The sequence below is a fragment of the Pseudomonas berkeleyensis genome, assembly GCF_014109765.1.
Classification (GTDB): domain Bacteria; phylum Pseudomonadota; class Gammaproteobacteria; order Pseudomonadales; family Pseudomonadaceae; genus Aquipseudomonas; species Aquipseudomonas berkeleyensis.
The window spans coordinates 489,315-505,619 of record NZ_CP059139.1; the positions used below are offsets into that span (position 1 = coordinate 489,315).

General features: G+C 62.8%; 11 protein-coding genes. 7 read left to right on the forward strand and 4 right to left on the reverse strand.

Translation table 11 applies throughout. The features are described 5' to 3' along the window. Positions 1–17: 17 nt before the first annotated feature. From ruvX to gshB, 4 genes are all read right to left on the reverse strand, one after another. Positions 18–455 carry a Holliday junction resolvase RuvX gene (gene ruvX / locus HS968_RS02310; protein ID WP_182371562.1) on the reverse strand — a complete coding sequence of 146 codons (438 nt, stop codon included), beginning with the start codon at positions 453–455 and terminating at the stop codon, positions 18–20. Continuing rightward, entirely contained in the window at positions 452–1,021 is a 570-nt protein-coding gene (locus HS968_RS02315) for a YqgE/AlgH family protein (protein WP_119692220.1), read from the reverse strand. The genes ruvX and HS968_RS02315 overlap by 4 nt, the downstream gene beginning before the upstream one ends. Positions 1,022–1,194: 173 nt before the next feature. After that, the gene (locus tag HS968_RS02320) at positions 1,195–2,091 is read right to left on the reverse strand and encodes an energy transducer TonB (protein WP_182369973.1); all 897 of its coding nucleotides are present in this window, start codon (positions 2,089–2,091) and stop codon (positions 1,195–1,197) included. Positions 2,092–2,257: 166 nt separating this feature from the next. Beyond that, positions 2,258–3,208 (reverse strand): glutathione synthase, encoded by a 951-nt coding sequence (gene gshB / locus HS968_RS02325; protein ID WP_182369975.1) that lies wholly within the window; start codon positions 3,206–3,208, stop codon positions 2,258–2,260. A 243-nt stretch (positions 3,209–3,451) separates the two neighbouring features. Between gshB and pilG the strand changes: the two genes are divergently transcribed. The 7 genes from pilG to HS968_RS02360 all read left to right on the forward strand — a co-directional run bounded on the left by pilG (position 3,452) and on the right by HS968_RS02360 (position 16,281). Then, positions 3,452–3,859 carry a twitching motility response regulator PilG gene (pilG, locus tag HS968_RS02330; protein WP_119692218.1) on the forward strand — a complete coding sequence of 136 codons (408 nt, stop codon included), beginning with the start codon at positions 3,452–3,454 and terminating at the stop codon, positions 3,857–3,859. A gap of 46 nt (positions 3,860–3,905) precedes the next feature. After that, positions 3,906–4,271, forward strand: coding sequence for a twitching motility response regulator PilH (pilH, locus tag HS968_RS02335; RefSeq protein ID WP_013713612.1), 366 nt, complete (start codon positions 3,906–3,908; stop codon positions 4,269–4,271). A gap of 45 nt (positions 4,272–4,316) precedes the next feature. Beyond that, positions 4,317–4,853 carry a chemotaxis protein CheW gene (locus HS968_RS02340; RefSeq protein WP_182369977.1) on the forward strand — a complete coding sequence of 179 codons (537 nt, stop codon included), beginning with the start codon at positions 4,317–4,319 and terminating at the stop codon, positions 4,851–4,853. A gap of 124 nt (positions 4,854–4,977) precedes the next feature. Then, the gene (locus HS968_RS02345; protein WP_119692216.1) at positions 4,978–7,014 is read left to right on the forward strand and encodes a methyl-accepting chemotaxis protein; all 2,037 of its coding nucleotides are present in this window, start codon (positions 4,978–4,980) and stop codon (positions 7,012–7,014) included. Positions 7,015–7,074: 60 nt separating this feature from the next. Beyond that, positions 7,075–7,935: a protein-glutamate O-methyltransferase gene (locus HS968_RS02350; RefSeq protein ID WP_106742803.1), complete on the forward strand. Its 861-nt coding sequence runs from the start codon at positions 7,075–7,077 to the stop codon at positions 7,933–7,935. A 25-nt stretch (positions 7,936–7,960) separates the two neighbouring features. Beyond that, positions 7,961–15,265, forward strand: coding sequence for an Hpt domain-containing protein (locus HS968_RS02355; RefSeq protein WP_182369978.1), 7,305 nt, complete (start codon positions 7,961–7,963; stop codon positions 15,263–15,265). Then, on the forward strand, positions 15,262–16,281 hold the full coding sequence (locus tag HS968_RS02360) for a chemotaxis protein CheB (protein ID WP_179623572.1): 1,020 nt from the start codon (positions 15,262–15,264) through the stop codon (positions 16,279–16,281). The genes HS968_RS02355 and HS968_RS02360 overlap by 4 nt, the downstream gene beginning before the upstream one ends. Positions 16,282–16,305 lie beyond the last annotated feature (24 nt).

Consider the following 16,305-nt stretch of genomic DNA (forward strand, 5'->3'; position numbering starts at 1 on the left):
GGTGCGGGCCGATTCGCTCAGCCCGTGCAGTTTTCCTCTAGCCAGCCCTGTAGCAACAAGGCTGCCGCAATGGCATCGACCGGGCGCTTGCGGTAGCCGCCGCTCTGGCCTTCGCGCAGACGTTGGCCCTTGGCCTCGAAGGTGGTCAGACGTTCGTCGTGGGTGTAGGCCGGCAGGTTGAAGCGGCCGTTGAGGCGGCGGGCGAATTTCTCGGCGCGGGCGCTCATCTCGCTGGGCGTGCCGTCCATGTTCAGCGGCAGGCCTACCACCACGGCGTCCGGCTGCCATTCCTTGATCAAGGCTTCGACTCGGTTCCAGTCCGGTACACCGTTCTGCGCCTTGAGCACGCACAGCTCGCGAGCCTGGCCGGTGATCACCTGCCCGACGGCGACGCCGATCTGCTTGGTGCCGTAGTCGAAGCCCAGCAGCAGGCGTAGTGGCTTGTCGCTCATCAGGCGTGCCCGACCTGCGAACTCAGCAGGCTGAGGTTGACGCCCAGGCGTGCGGCTGCGGCATTGAGTCGCTGGTCGAAGGGCAGGTCGAACAGAATGCTGCTGTCGGCGGGGCAGGTCAGCCAGGCGTTGTCGGCCAGTTCGGCTTCCAGTTGTCCCGCGTCCCAGCCGGCGTAGCCGAGGGTGATCAGGTAACGATCCGGACCGCTGCCATCGGCGATGGCGAACAGTACGTCCTGCGAAGTGGACAGACCCAGCTCACCCAGCTCCAGGGTCGCCTGGAATTGCGGGCCCGCGGGGTGCAGGACGAAACCACGGTCGGTCTGTACCGGGCCGCCGGCGAAGATCGGCAGGCTGTGGCACAGCGCCGCAGGCTCTTCGTCAGGGCGCAATTGTTCGAGCACGTCGGCCAGATTCAGGCCATTTGGCTTGTTGATCACCAGGCCCATCGCACCCTGTTCGTTATGTTCGACCAGGTAGGTGACGGTCTGCGCGAAATTCGGATCGGCCATATGCGGCATGGCGATCAGGAAATGGTGCTTGAGGGAGATGGGGGCTGAATTCTTCATGGCCGCTAGTTTCGGCTTTAAGCAGCCGGGCTTCAAGCCATAGGGCTGTTCAGCTGTGGGGCTGGCCGACCTGACAATCGTTCTTGGTACGTAGTCCGGATGAAATCCGGGTGCGGTGGTGAAATTCCCAGCACGGATAAAAGAGCGACGTAAGGTGCGCCGCGTGTACCGGGCTAGTTGCTCGACAGCCGATCACCGCGCTCGAAGCGCCAGGTGCGGATGATTTCCAGGCGGTCGATGTCAGCCAGGTCACCGGTAAAGGGGGCATAGGGGGCGGCCAGGCGCACGATGCGTTGTGCGGCCTGGTCGAGAACCGCCTGGCCGGAGGATTCAAGCACTTGCACTTCGTACAGAGAACCATCGCGGTTGATCGACACCAGCAGGCGCAGGCTGCCATAGATGCGCTGGCGACGGGCATCGTCCGGGTAATTGAGATTGCCGATGCGTTCGACCTTCTTGCGCCACTCGTCCTTGTACCAGGCGCCCTTGTCGCGCATGGTCGATGCGGCGTTGAGGCGATGGATCTTCGGACGCTTGGCGTAAGCCTGAACTTCCTGGGCCAGCTCGGCTTCCAGGCTGGCGATCTCCGCCGAGAGTTGCGCGGAGTCGAATACCGGGGCTGGCCGGGCTTGCGGCACGGGCTTGGTCTCTTCCCGCTTTACCGGGGTCTTCTGCTGTTGCGGGGCGCGGGTAGCGACTGCAGCCTTCGGTGCTTCCGGCTTGGTGGCCGGTTGCTGCGGCGTGGCGGGCGGGGTGACCTTGCGCACCTCGCTGTCCTGGAACAGTGCCTGCTCGGTGGTCTTGGGCGCCGCCGCGTGCTCCAGGGTGCCGCTGCCTTGCTGATTGTCCTGGGCGAGGAAGTCAGCCTCCTTGGGCTTTTCCTCGCTCTTGAAGGTAGACAGGGTGATTCCCAGCGTCTTGCTGATTTCCGGCGGTGGCTCGAGGGTGAAGCCGACGCCGAGTATCAGGGCAATATGCAGCGCTGTGGCCAGGAAAAGCGTGAACCCCAGGCGATCCGCCGGACGAACGTCGGCGGTGGAGATGGCGGGAGGGGTGGCTGCTGCGTTCATGACGTATCGGGTCTGCTTACGAATGACGCGCAGTCTGCGGCGCGGCGCTTCAGGCTGCAAGCCTGAAGTGCCAGGCTGTTAGCTGGTTCAAGCTTGTGGCGTTTATGTAATGCCGGCGTAGGGCGGGCGCAACCCGCCAGCCAGGCAGTGGCGGGTTGCACCCGTCCTACGATCCGCGCTTTGCCGCTATGCAATCCATCAGGCGCTCACCGATACGGGTGTCGAAGGCGGCATCGATTTCGCGAATGCAGGTCGGGCTGGTGACGTTGATTTCCGTCAGGTGTTCGCCGATCACATCGAGTCCGACGAAGATCAGTCCTTTTTCGCGCAGAGTCGGGCCGACGGCGGCGGCGATCTCGCGGTCGCGCTCGGTCAGTGGTCGGGCTTCGCCGCGCCCGCCGGCGGCGAGGTTGCCGCGGGTCTCGCCGGCTGCGGGAATACGTGCCAGGCAGTAGGGGATCGGTTCGCCGTCTATCATCAGAATGCGCTTGTCGCCGTCCTTGATGGCCGGCAGGTAACCCTGCGCCATGATCTGCTGCTGGCCGTGCTGAGTCAGCGTTTCCAGAATCACCGAGAGGTTAGGGTCGCCCTCGCGGTGACGAAAGATCATTGAACCACCCATGCCATCCAGGGGTTTGAGAATGATGTCACGGTGCTCATCGGCAAACTGGCGCAGAATGTCGGGGCGCCGACTGACCAGGGTCGGTGGTGTGTATTGGGGAAACTGGGTGGCGAAGAACTTTTCATTGCAGTCGCGCAGACTCTGCGGCCGATTGACCACCAGTACGCCGTCGCGCTCAGCCTGCTCGAGCAGGTAGGTGGAGTAGACGAATTCGTTATCGAAGGGCGGATCCTTGCGCATCAGGATCACGTCCAGTTCGGCGAGCGGCGTGTCCTGCTCGGAACCAAGGGCGAACCAGCGTTGAGGATCGTTGAACACTTCCAGAGGCCGCATGCGTGCACGGGCTCGGCCGCGGGCCTGGTAGAGATCCTGCTGCTCCATGTAGAACAGCGACCAGCCGCGTGCTTGAGCGGCCAGCAGCATGGCCAGCGAACTGTCCTTCTTGAAGGAAATGCTGGCAATCGGATCCATGACGATCCCGAGACGAAGGCTCATGGGGGTAACTCTCCGCGAGATAGAGGGCAAAGGCCCGGTAGTTGTGCCGAACGAGGCTTGTCAGGGTGGCGTCGACCGGGGCCTTGGTCAAGGGCCGGAGCTGCCCTGGCAGGCTTATAGATTGCATCTGGAGAGTGTGCTAAAAAGGCCCGACGATTGGGTCAAGCCCCATCGGCGACTGGGCCTCAGGCATACTGATAACGCGAAAAAATAACGACTCACCGAGGCGATGGTAGGGCGAAAATGGAACAGCATTCCGAGGGTTTGAAAGTGATGGTGATCGACGATTCGAAAACGATTCGTCGCACCGCGGAAACTCTGCTGAAAAAAGTGGGTTGTGAGGTCATCACCGCGGTCGATGGCTTCGATGCCCTGGCCAAGATTGCCGACACTCACCCCAGCATCATCTTTGTCGACATCATGATGCCGCGTCTCGATGGGTATCAGACCTGTGCCCTGATCAAGAACAACAGTGCTTTCAAATCCACTCCGGTGATCATGCTGTCCTCCAAGGATGGCCTGTTCGATAAAGCCAAGGGACGCATCGTCGGTTCCGATCAATACCTGACCAAGCCTTTCAGCAAGGAAGAGTTGCTCGGTGCGATCAAAGCCCACGTGCCTGACTTCACTCCGGTGGAACAAGCCTCCTGACGTGATGGCCTCAGGGCCTCGCGCCACTTCTGTATTGGGAAACACCATGGCTCGAATTCTGATTGTTGATGACTCCCCGACCGAGATGTACAAGCTGACCGCTATGCTGGAAAAGCATGGCCATCAGGTACTGAAAGCGGAAAACGGCGCCGACGGCGTGGCCCTGGCCCGCCAGGAAAAGCCGGACGCGGTTCTGATGGACATCGTCATGCCCGGCCTCAATGGTTTCCAGGCGACTCGTCAACTGACCAAGGACGCCGAAACCAGCCACATTCCGGTGATCATCGTCACCACCAAGGATCAGGAAACCGACAAGGTCTGGGGCAAGCGCCAGGGCGCCAAGGACTACCTGACCAAGCCGGTCGACGAAGATACCTTGCTGAAAACCCTCAATGCGGTGCTGGCCGGCTGATGCCGTGCCGTCCGCGTATTAAATAAGAAGAAGGCCACGGCTGGCATGTCGGACGCGCAGACTCCTTTCCAGATCCTCTTCGAGATCGACCAGCGTTGCCGAGTCCTGGCGGCCGGCTTGCCGTCGCAACAGGCGGCGGTGCAAACCTGGAGCGGTATCGGTTTTCGCATGGGCGAGCGATTCTTCGTCGCGCCGATGGGGGAAGTGGGTGAAGTCCTGCACGAGCCACGCTACACCCTGCTGCCGGGTGTGAAAGGCTGGGTCAAAGGGGTGGCCAACGTGCGTGGCCGCCTGTTGCCGATCATGGATCTGTGCGGATTCTTCGGCAATGAACTGTCGCCGCTGCGCAAGCTGCGGCGAATTCTGGTGGTCGACCACCAGGAAATCTTCGCTGGCCTGACGGTCGACGAGGTTTTCGGTATGCAGCATTTCCCCGTGGATGCATTTTCAGAACAACTGCCGCCTCTCGAGTCGAGCATTGCGCCGTTTATCCACGGTGTTTTTCAACGGGAACAGCCCTGGTTGGTATTCAGCCCTCATGCGTTGACGGCAGATCCAGGCTTTCTCGATGTTGCCTATTAAGCAGGTCGTTTAAAAACGCAGGTAGTTTTTAAGGCATCTGCAGATTTTCGGTTGGGCCGGCTCTGCCGGCTCTTTGGCGTTACATGGGAACCGTAGTGCGGTCGGTCCAGGCGGGGGCCAGATAATGAAAAAACTCAATGCAGGCAATTTGTTGGTCGGGGCACGCAGTAGCACGCTGATCGCGGCGCTGTTCGTCGTGCTCATCGTTTCCATCGTGCTGTTGTTCGCGAACTTCGCCTACATCAACACCCAGTCCAACTACGATACCGAGTACATCGGCCACTCCGGTGAGCTGCGCGTACTGTCCCAGCGTATCGCCAAGAACGCCACCGAGGCCGCGGCGGGTACCGCCGAAGCCTTCGGCCTGCTGCGCGACGCCCGTAACGACTTCCAGCAGCGCTGGGGTTACCTGACCGATGGCGATGCCAGCAGCGGCTTGCCGCCGGCACCCGAGTCGGTTCAGGCGCAGATGGCTGCCGTGCAACAGGACTGGGATAGCCTGCGGCAGAACACCGACGCCATTCTCGCCAGCGAACAAACCGTACTGTCGTTGCACCAGGTAGCCGCCACCCTGGCGGAAACCATTCCGCAACTGCAGGTCGAGTACGAAGAGGTGGTCGACATCCTGCTGGAGAGCGGTGCACCGGCTGCCCAGGTATCGGTCGCCCAGCGTCAGTCGCTGCTGGCCGAACGTATTCTCGGCTCGGTGAACAAGGTACTAGCCGGTGACGAAGACTCGGTACAGGCCGCTGACATGTTCGGCCGTGACGCCAGCCTGTTCGGTCGTGTCCTGGCGGCGATGCTCGAAGGTAACGCGGCGATGGAAATCAGCCAGGTGACCGACGAGGAAGCCCTCGAACGTCTGGCCGAGATTTCCGAGCTGTTCGAATTCGTATCCGGTTCGGTGGACGAGATTCTCGAAACCTCGCCTGAGCTGTTCCAGGTGCGTGAATCGGCGAACTCCATCTTCACCGTGTCGCAGACCCTGCTGGACAAAGCCTCTGAACTGGCCGCCGGCTTCGAAGACCTGGCTGACGGCCGTGCCATCAACACCCTGTTCGGCTATGTGCTGGGTGCCCTGGCGCTGGGTTCGATCATCCTCATCGGTCTGGTGATGGTGCGTGAAACCAACCGCCGTCTGGCCGAAACCGCTGAGAAGAACGAACGTAACCAGGCGGCGATTCTGCGACTGCTCGATGAAATCGCCGACCTCGCCGACGGTGACCTGACCGTGGCCGCGACGGTAACCGAAGACTTCACCGGTGCCATCGCCGACTCCATCAACTACTCCATCGACCAGCTGCGCGACCTGGTAGCCACCATCAACCTGACCGCCGTTCAGGTAGCCGGTGCTGCTCAGGAAACCCAGGCCACGGCGATGCATCTGGCCGAGGCCTCCGAGCACCAGGCGCAGGAAATTGCCGGGGCTTCTGCGGCGATCAACGAAATGGCCGTGTCGATTGACCAGGTATCGGCGAACGCCTCGGAATCCTCCGCGGTAGCGGAACGTTCCGTAGCCATCGCCAACAAGGGCAACGAAGTCGTACACAACACCATCACCGGCATGGATAACATCCGTGAACAGATCCAGGACACCTCGAAGCGGATCAAACGCCTCGGTGAATCGTCCCAGGAGATCGGTGACATCGTTAGCCTGATCAACGACATTGCCGACCAGACCAACATCCTCGCCCTGAACGCCGCGATCCAGGCGTCCATGGCCGGTGATGCGGGCCGCGGCTTCGCCGTGGTAGCGGACGAGGTACAACGCCTCGCAGAACGCTCCTCGGCGGCGACCAAGCAGATCGAGGCGCTGGTAAAAACCATTCAGACCGACACCAACGAAGCCGTTATCTCCATGGAGCAGACGACTTCCGAAGTGGTGCGCGGTGCTCGCCTGGCGCAGGACGCCGGTGTGGCACTGGAAGAGATCGAGAAGGTATCGAAAACCCTCGCGGCCCTCATCCAGAACATCTCCAACGCCGCCCGTCAGCAGGCCTCTTCGGCTGGCCACATTTCCAACACCATGAACGTGATCCAGGAGATCACCTCGCAGACGTCCTCGGGTACCACCGCCACCGCCAAGAGCATTGGTAACCTGGCCAAGATGGCCAGTGAGATGCGCAAGTCGGTGTCCGGCTTCACCCTGCCAGACGCCTGATAAAGGAGTGCGGTGGCTGGCTGCAGCCACCGCAACACAGCCATGACCCAGGGCGAAGGTATGCAGTCAGCGGGCGTGTGGGCGTTGCGCCCGGTGGCCGATATGTCGCAAGCCGATTTCCACGACTGGCAGACGCTGCTCGAAGCGCGAACCGGTGTGGTTATCAGCGAGCAACGCCGCGCTTTTCTGCAGACCAACCTGAGTGCGCGGATGCGCGAACTGGGCGTCACGGATTACGCCAGCTACTACCGTCAGGTCACCGATGGCCCGCGAGGCGCGGTGGAGTGGTCGACCCTGCTGGATCGTCTGACCGTGCAGGAAACCCGCTTCTTCCGTCATCCGCCGTCTTTCGAGGTGCTGACGCAGTACCTGCAGGAGCGACTGGCCGCGGGTTTGGGTAAGCCCTGGGAATTGTGGAGCGTGGGTTGCTCCAGTGGTGAAGAGCCCTATTCGCTGGCGATTCTGGCGGCCGAGGCATTGCAGGGCAGTGAGTTGCCCGAGCATTTCGCGGTGACGGGTACCGATATCAGCCAGGGGGCGTTGAGCAAGGCGCGTGAAGCCTGCTACTCGCAACGCCGCCTGGAGCAGGTAAGTGACGATCTGCGCGAGCGCTACTTTCTCGCTCAGGCCGATGGACGTTTCAAGGTGGTATCGAGCCTGGCGGCGCGGGTGTGCTGCGCCCGGCTCAACGTGCTGGAACTGGCCAAGGCGCCGATGTCCGGCATGGACGTGATTTTCTGTCAGAACTTGCTGATCTATTTCCGCCGCTGGCGTCGCCGCGACATCCTCAACCGCCTGGCCGAGAGCCTGGCGCCAGGAGGGTTGCTGGTGGTGGGTGTGGGTGAAGTAGCCGGTTGGCAGCATCCGGAGCTGGTACCGGTTGCCGACGAGCGAGTTCTGGCGTTTACCCGCAAGGGATAAGGCCAAGTTTATGAGTGGAGTGGCTATGGGTGATCGGCATGATTATGTCGCCCTGGAGTGGGTCAAAGGCGAAATCGCGGAAACCCTGAAGCAGGCGCGACAGGCCCTGGAGGCGTTCGTCGAGAACCCGCAGGATCCGACGCGCATGCGTTTCTGCCTGACCTACGTGCACCAGGTTCACGGCACCTTGCAGATGGTCGAATTCTACGGCGCCGCTCTGCTCGCCGAGGAAATGGAGCAGTTGGCCAAGGCGCTGATGGAAGGTCGCGTGGCCAACCAGGGCGAAGCCCTGGAAGTGCTGATGCAGGCCATTCTGCAGTTGCCTGTGTACCTTGACCGTATCCAGACCGCCCGCCGCGACCTGCCGATGGTCGTGTTGCCGCTGCTCAACGACCTGCGCGCCGCCCGCGGCGAGAAGCTGCTGTCGGAAACCAGCCTGTTTTCCCCCGACATGTCCGTCCGTCTGCCGGCGTTGTCCGAAGGTGGTCTTGCACACCTGCGTACCGCCGAGCTGCCGGTGCTGTTGCGCAAACTGCGGCAGATGCTGCAGATGGCACTGGTCGGCATCATTCGCAATCAGGATCTGGCCACCAACCTCGGCTACATGGCGCGTGTCTTCGCCCGACTGGAAAACCTGTGCAAGGAGGCCCCGCTGGGCAGCCTGTGGCAGATCGCCTCCGGTATGGTCGAAGGCCTGGCCAACGGCAGCGTGGTCAACGGCACGTCGGTGCGCACCCTGCTGCGTCAGGTCGACAAGGAACTCAAGCGTCTGGTCGAACAGGGCGCCGATGGCATCAACCAGGCCGCTCCCGATGAACTGACCAAGAACCTGCTGTTCTACGTGGCCAAGGCGCCGGCGCAATCGCCGCGCATCCGTGCCCTGAAGGAACAATACCGCCTCGACGAAGCCCTGCCGGACACCGAAGTGGTGGACGAGGAGCGGGCCCGTCTGGCCGGCCCTGATCGCGATGCCATGCGCTCGGTGGTGGCGGCGTTGTGCGAAGAGCTGGTGCGGGTCAAGGACAGCCTCGATCTGTTCGTACGCAGTGATCGTAGCCAGGCCAGTGAGCTGGACGGCTTGCTCGCGCCACTCAAGCAGATCGCCGACACCCTCGCGGTACTGGGCTTTGGCCAGCCGCGTAAGGTGATTCTCGACCAGATCGACGTGATTCATGGCCTGTCCCTTGGCCAGCGCGAGCCGAGCGATGCGGTACTGATGGATGTCGCCGGTGCGCTGCTTTATGTCGAAGCTACATTGGCCGGCATGGTCGGCCCGAGCGACGACAACCAGAACGAGCAGAGCCACCTACCGACCACCGACGTGGCGCAGATTCACCAGCTCGTCATTAAAGAGGCGCGCAATGGCCTGGAACAGGCCAAGGACGCGATCATCGAGTTCATCGCCTCGCAGTGGAACCATGAGCACCTGGCACGCGTGCCCGAGTTGCTCACCCAGGTGCGTGGCGGCCTGGCGATGATCCCGCTGCAGCGCGCGGCCGATCTGCTCAACGCCTGCAACCGCTATATTCAGGAACAGCTGCTGGCGCGCAAGGCCGTGCCCAACTGGCAGAGCCTGGATACCCTGGCCGACGCCATCACCAGCGTCGAGTATTACCTCGAACGTCTGGCTGAAGATCATGGTACCCAGGGTGACCTGATCCTCGATGTCGCCGAAGAAAGCCTGGAGACCCTGGGTTACCCACTCAAGGAAAAACCGTCGATTCTCGATCGCGTCGAACCGCCGGAGGAGCCCCTGGCGCCGTTGGCCGATCCGCTGCAGGAAATCGAACTGCTGGGTGCCGAGGACGATCACCTCGAAGAACCTTTGGCCGAGGTCGAACCACTGGCCTTCGAGCCGAGCGAATTGCTGTTGGAAACCGGCGACGATCTGCAACTGCTCGACGTCGAGCCGCAGCTGGACGATATGCCGTCGCTGGGCGAACCGGCGGACGAGCTCACCTTCGACCTGGGTGAGCTCGAAGAGCTGCCACCTTTGCAGGCTGACGACGAACTGCAGTCGCTGACAGTCGAGACCGTGCCCGATCTGGAATTCGAAGAGCTGAGTCTGGAGCAACTGGACGCTGCACCGCAGTGGGACGAGCTGGAGTTGGCCGAGCTGGAGCTGCCGGAGGTCGAGCTACCCGGCCTGCCCGAAGCCACTCTGGAGCTCGAAGAGCCGGCCGCGGAGAAGCCTCTGTCGATGGCAGACGTGATGGCCGCGCCCGTGCAGGCGATCAACCCGCCAGCCGCCGAGGTGCCGCCGAGCCTGCTACCGCCGCCGGCCGATGAAGCGCCGGTTGACGAAGAGCTGCTGGAAGTCTTTATCGAAGAAGCCGGCGAAGTGCTGGAAACCATCGCCGAGTACCTGCCGCAGTGGCAGGCCGACACTGGCAACAAGGATGCGCTGATCGAAGTGCGCCGTGCCTTCCACACCCTCAAGGGCAGTGGGCGCATGGTGCGCGCGCTGATCATCGGCGAGTTGGCCTGGTCGATCGAGAACCTGCTCAACCGCGTGCTGGATCGCAGCATCGAGCCGAACGAACCCGTGCAGCAGGTTGTGCTCGACGTGGTGGCGCTGATGCCGGCGCTGGTCGACGAATTCGCTGCCAAGGCGCAGCGCCAGCGTGACGATGTCGATCTGCTGGCTGCCACCGCGCATGCGCTGGCCAAGGGGCTGACGCCCCCAAAATCTGACGCCCCGGCCGCCCCACAGGTAGCCGAGCCCGCGGGCGTTATTGAAGCTACCGACACCGTCGAGGAGTCCTTGTCGCCTGACAATGAACTGCTCGATGGTGAACCCCTCAATGGTGAGTCCCTCGATAGCGAGCTTCTCGATGGCGAGCCCCTCGATCCGCAATTGCTGGAGATTTTCCGCAACGAGGCGGAAACCCATCTGGATACGCTGGTGGGTTTCCTCGCCGACTGCGCGCAGGAGCTACCACAGCCGGTCACCGACGATCTACAGCGGGCATTGCACACGCTCAAGGGCAGTGCCTACATGGCCGGTATCCTGCCGGTGGCGGAAATTGCCGCGCCGTTGGAGAAGCTGGTCAAGGAGTTCAAGACCAACCTGATTCAGGTAGATCTGAGCGCCGCAGAGTTGCTCAGCCGCGCCGAACAGCTTTTCCGTGTCGGTCTGGAAAACCTGGAGAGCCAACCGCTGGCGCCCATCGAAGGAGCGGAGGAATTTCTCGCCCGCGTGCAGGCGCTGCATCACGAGCGGCTGGCCAGTGCAGAGGGCGAGCGCCTGGCGCAGAGCGGCGAAAGTCGCGATCCCCAACTGATCAGCATTTTCCTTGCCGAGGGCATGGACATCCTGCTCGATGCCGAGGATCTGCTGCGCAAATGGCGCGAGCATCCTTCCGAGCGTCAGGAACTCTCCGCGTTGCTGGAGGAGCTGACCACCCTTGGCCGTGGTGCCGAGATGGCCGAGCTGCCACAGATCGATGAGCTGTGCGAAGCGCTGCTGGATCTGTACGGCGCCGTCGAGGAGGGCAGCCTGGCCGTCAGTGAGCGCTTCTTCGACGAGGCGGAAAAAGCCCACGAAGCGCTGATCGACATGATGGATCAGGTGGCCGCGGCGTTGCAGGTCACGCCGCAACCCGAGCGCGTACAGGCGCTGCGCGACCTGCTGAGTGAGGCCATCGATCCCGATACCCTGGCTCTGCTCGCGCCTGGTGTGCACGGGCTGGAAGTGATCGAGTTGGATCAGGCCACTGCCGAGCTGGAACAGTTCGAGGCATTGGCGAGCGAACCGGAAACGGCAGAGCCGAGCGCAGCCCCTGTTTCCTCCGAGCCGGCCGAAGATCTTGTCGAGGAGCCTGAGGCGCCAATCGGTTTCAGCCCTGCGGAGGCCGACCTCGACGAGGAAATGGTCGAGATCTTCCTCGAAGAAGCCGTCGATATTCTGGAAAGTGCCGGTCAGGCGCTGGAGCGCTGGCTGAGCGAGCCGGACAACACCCTGCCGCTGTCTTCGCTGCAGCGTGATTTGCACACCCTCAAGGGTGGTGCGCGAATGGCTGCTATCCGCCCGATCGGCGACCTGGGCCATGAGCTCGAGTCGCTCTACGAAGGGCTGGTCGACCGTCGTTACAACTACTCCGCTGAGCTGGGCAGTTTGCTGCAGCAGAGCCATGATCGCCTGGCGTTGATGCTCGATCAGTTGCAGGCTCGCCAGCCGCTGGCCTCCGGCGACGATCTGATCCAGGCGATTCGCCAGTTCCGCCAGGGCGGTAACCCGCAAAGTCTGTCGGCCGCGGCGGTTCAGTTTGAGCCGGCATTCGATGATGCGCCTGAGCAAACGCTCGACGTCCAGCTGGACGAGGCCGAGCTGCCGCCACTGGCTTTGGTCGAAGATGAAAGCGTGCTCGATCAGGTCGCGGAGGTACCGCTCGATGAAGAGCTTGGCTCATCCGATGACGCCCTGTCGGCGCCCCTTGCTGAAGAATTGCCGGCACTGAGCGAAGCCGTCGCCGAGCCCGAGCCGCCAGTCGCTGCGTCGACGAGCTGGCATGAGGATCGCGATCCCGAGTTGGTGGAAATCTTCCTGGAAGAAGGTTTCGACATCATCGATAGCGCCGGCTCTGCCTTGCAGCGCTGGATGGCCGACGTAGACAACAGCCTGGAGCTGGAAGCCCTGCAGCGCGACCTGCATACCCTCAAGGGTGGTGCGCGCATGGCCGAGATTCGCGAGATCGGCGATCTGGCCCATGAGCTGGAGTTCCTTTACGAAGGCCTCGGTGGCGGGCGGCTGCGTGCCAGCCCCGAACTGTTCACCCTGTTGCAGGCCTGCCATGACCGCCTGGCGGAGATGCTCGAAGCCGTTCGCGGCCAGCGTCCGGTGCCCTCGGGTGACGCGCTGATCGAGACCATCAAGCGCTTTCGCGCCAATCCCGATGAGCAGTTGAGCATGCCCTCGGCAGTGCAGCTCAAGGCTGTGGTCGAGAGCGATGAAAACGAGGAGGCTGACAGCGATATCCTCGACATCTTCCTGGAGGAAGGTGACGACCTGCTCGAAGCGATGGAAGCGGCCATCGGGCGCTGGGAAGAACATCGCGACGACGGCAATGCCATCGACGAGATGCTGCGCATCCTGCACACCCTCAAGGGTGGTGCACGACTGGCCGGGCAGAAACGTCTGGGCGACCTGAGTCATGACTTCGAGCAGCACCTCAGCGAGGCGCTGCAGCAGGGCGCTCCGTGGCCGGAAAGTCTGTTCCTCGACGTGCAGTCCGGTTTCGAGGGGTTGCAGCAGGAGCTCGATCTGCTGCGTCAGCGGCTCAGTGACAGCCTCGCCGATGAGCCGAGCTCGGTTGCCGAGCCCGTCGAGCCTGAGGTCGCTGTGCCGAGTCTGGTCACTCCGATTGTCGCGGCCAGTGAGCTGCCGTCGCAGGTGCAGACGCCCAAGGTGTTGCCATTCGTGCAGCGTGCGCAGGAGGCCGCTCAGGAAGCGGCTGCCCGCCGCGCTCCGCAGGAGCTGGTCAAGGTGCCGGCTGAGCTGCTCGAAGGCCTGGTCAACCTGGCCGGTGAGACCTCGATCTTCCGCGGTCGCGTCGAGCAGCAGGTCAGCGATGTCAGCTTCACCCTGAGCGAGATGGAAGCCACCATCGACCGGGTGCGCGACCAGTTGCGTCGTCTCGACACCGAAACCCAGGCGCAGATTCTCAGCCGATACCAGGCCGAGGCCGAACGCGCGGGTTACGAGGATTTCGACCCGCTGGAAATGGATCGCCATTCGCAGCTGCAGCAGCTTTCGCGCGCGCTGTTCGAGTCGGCTTCCGACTTGCTCGACCTCAAGGAAACCCTGGCCGCGAAGAACCGTGATGCCGAGACCTTGTTGCTGCAGCAGGCACGGGTCAATACCGAGTTGCAGGAAGGCCTGATGCGCACCCGCATGGTGCCATTCGACCGCCTGGTACCGCGTTTGCGGCGTATCGTCCGGCAGGTGGCTGGCGAGTTGGGCAAGCAGGTCGAGTTCGTCGTCGGCAACGCCGAAGGGGAAATGGACCGCACCGTGCTCGAACGCATCGTCGCACCGTTGGAGCACATGTTGCGCAACGCCGTCGACCATGGCATCGAGCCTGTCGAGGCGCGCCGCGCCGCAGGCAAGTCGGACACCGGCACCATTCGCCTGAACCTTGGTCGTGAGGGCGGCGATATCGTCCTGACGCTGGATGATGACGGCGGCGGTATTCGCCTGGAGGCCGTGCGGCGCAAGGCCATCGAGCGTGGCCTGATGGATGCCGACAGCGACCTCAGTGATCACGAGGTGCTGCAGTTCATCCTCGAAGCCGGCTTCTCCACGGCGGAGAAGGTCACGCAGATTTCCGGCCGCGGCGTCGGCATGGACGTGGTGCACTCGGAGGTCAAGCAGCTTGGCGGCTCGATGAGCATCGATTCGGCTGTCGGCCAGGGCACGCGCTTCACCATTCGCCTGCCGTTCACCGTGTCGGTCAACCGCGCGCTGATGGTGTACTCGGGTGAAGACCTGTACGCCATCCCGCTGAATACCATCGAAGGTATCGTGCGCGTTTCGCCCTACGAGTTGGAGGCTTACTACGCCCCCGATGCACCGCGCTTCGAATACGCCGGGCAGGCCTACGAGCTGAAGTACCTGGGCGATCTGCTGAACAATGGTCAGCACCCGAAACTGGTCGGTCAGAGTCTGCCGCTGCCGGTGATCCTGGTGCGTTCCAGCGAGCATGCCGTGGCGGTGCAGGTGGACAGCCTGGCCGGTTCGCGCGAGATCGTGGTGAAGAGCCTCGGCCCGCAGTTCGCCGGGGTGCACGGCATCTCCGGTGCGACCATCCTCGGTGATGGTCGCGTGGTGGTGATTCTCGATCTGCTCGCCACCATCCGCGTGCTGCACGCGCATCTGCTGACTCAGCTGACTCCACGTCTGGCCTCGCGCCAGGTGGCGATCAGCGAAGAGGTGGAAATCGACCGGCCGACCCTGGTCATGGTGGTGGACGATTCGGTCACCGTGCGCAAGGTCACCAGCCGCCTGCTCGAACGTAACGGCATGAATGTGATGACCGCCAAGGACGGGGTGGATGCCATCTCCCAGCTGCAGGAGCACAAGCCCGACATCATGCTGCTGGACATCGAGATGCCGCGCATGGACGGCTTCGAGGTCGCCACGCTGGTGCGCCACGACGATGGCCTGAAGGATCTGCCGATCATCATGATTACCTCGCGTACCGGTGAGAAACACCGCGAGCGCGCCATGGCCATCGGCGTCAACGAATACCTCGGCAAGCCCTATCAGGAGTCCTTGCTGCTCGACACCATTGCACAGTTGGTGGATAGCCACCGGGTCAAACGGACATGACAGAGAAATCCGCGGCACGTATTGCAGTGATCGCCGACACCTCGCTGCAGCGCCATGTGTTGCAGCAGGCGCTGGCTGGCAGTGGTTATCAGGTGGTGCTCAACAGTGATCCGGCGCGCCTCGACGAGGACGCCCTGGCCGCCTGCGAGACCGACCTGTGGCTGGTGGATCTGGCCCAGTCGGAAGATTCGCCGCTGGTCGACAGTTTGCTGGAGCATGCCAGCGCGCCGGTGCTGTTCGGCGAAGGCCATGCGCCCGAGCGTCATTCGGAAAATTATCCGCGCTGGGAGCGACGCCTGTTCGGCAAGCTCAAGCGTCTGGTCGGTGATCCGGCGGAGGCGGTTGGCCCGAGCCTGCAGGCATTGCTCGACGAGGCGCAACGCCCAGCCCGTCTGGAACTGCCACAAGCCTTGGCAGACACGCCACTCAAGGCCGGCGAGCCGGCGCGCCAAGTCTGGCTGCTGGCGGCATCGCTGGGCGGCCCGGCAGCGGTCAAGGCGTTTCTTGACGCCCTGCCAGGTGGCCTGCCCATCGGCTTCATCTATGCCCAGCATATCGATGCCAGCTTCGAAACCGTGCTGCCGCAGGCGGTTGGCCGGCATAGCCAATGGCATGTCAATCCGTCGCGCCAGGGTGATCCGGTACGTTGCGGCGAAGTGGTTATCGCGCCCATCGTTCGTGAACTGGGCTTCGCCGAGGACGGCACCATGCAGATCAGCGAGCGCGGTTGGCCGGAACCCTACAGCCCGTCCATCGACCAGATGATGCTCAATCTGGCGCAGCAGTTCGGTGCCCAGTGTGGGGTCATTGCCTTCAGTGGCATGGGCAGTGATGGCAGTGCCGCGGCCGCCTACGTCAAGCGCCAGGGGGGGGTGATCTGGACGCAGCGCGCCGACAGTTGCGCCAGCCCGAGCATGCCGGACAGTCTGCGCGAGGGCGGTTACAGCAGTTTCAGCGCCGACCCGCGCGAGCTGGCCGTAGCCCTGGTCAACCATCTTGCCGAACACTGCAGTTGAGAGGGCCGCTGGCCCGTATAGGAC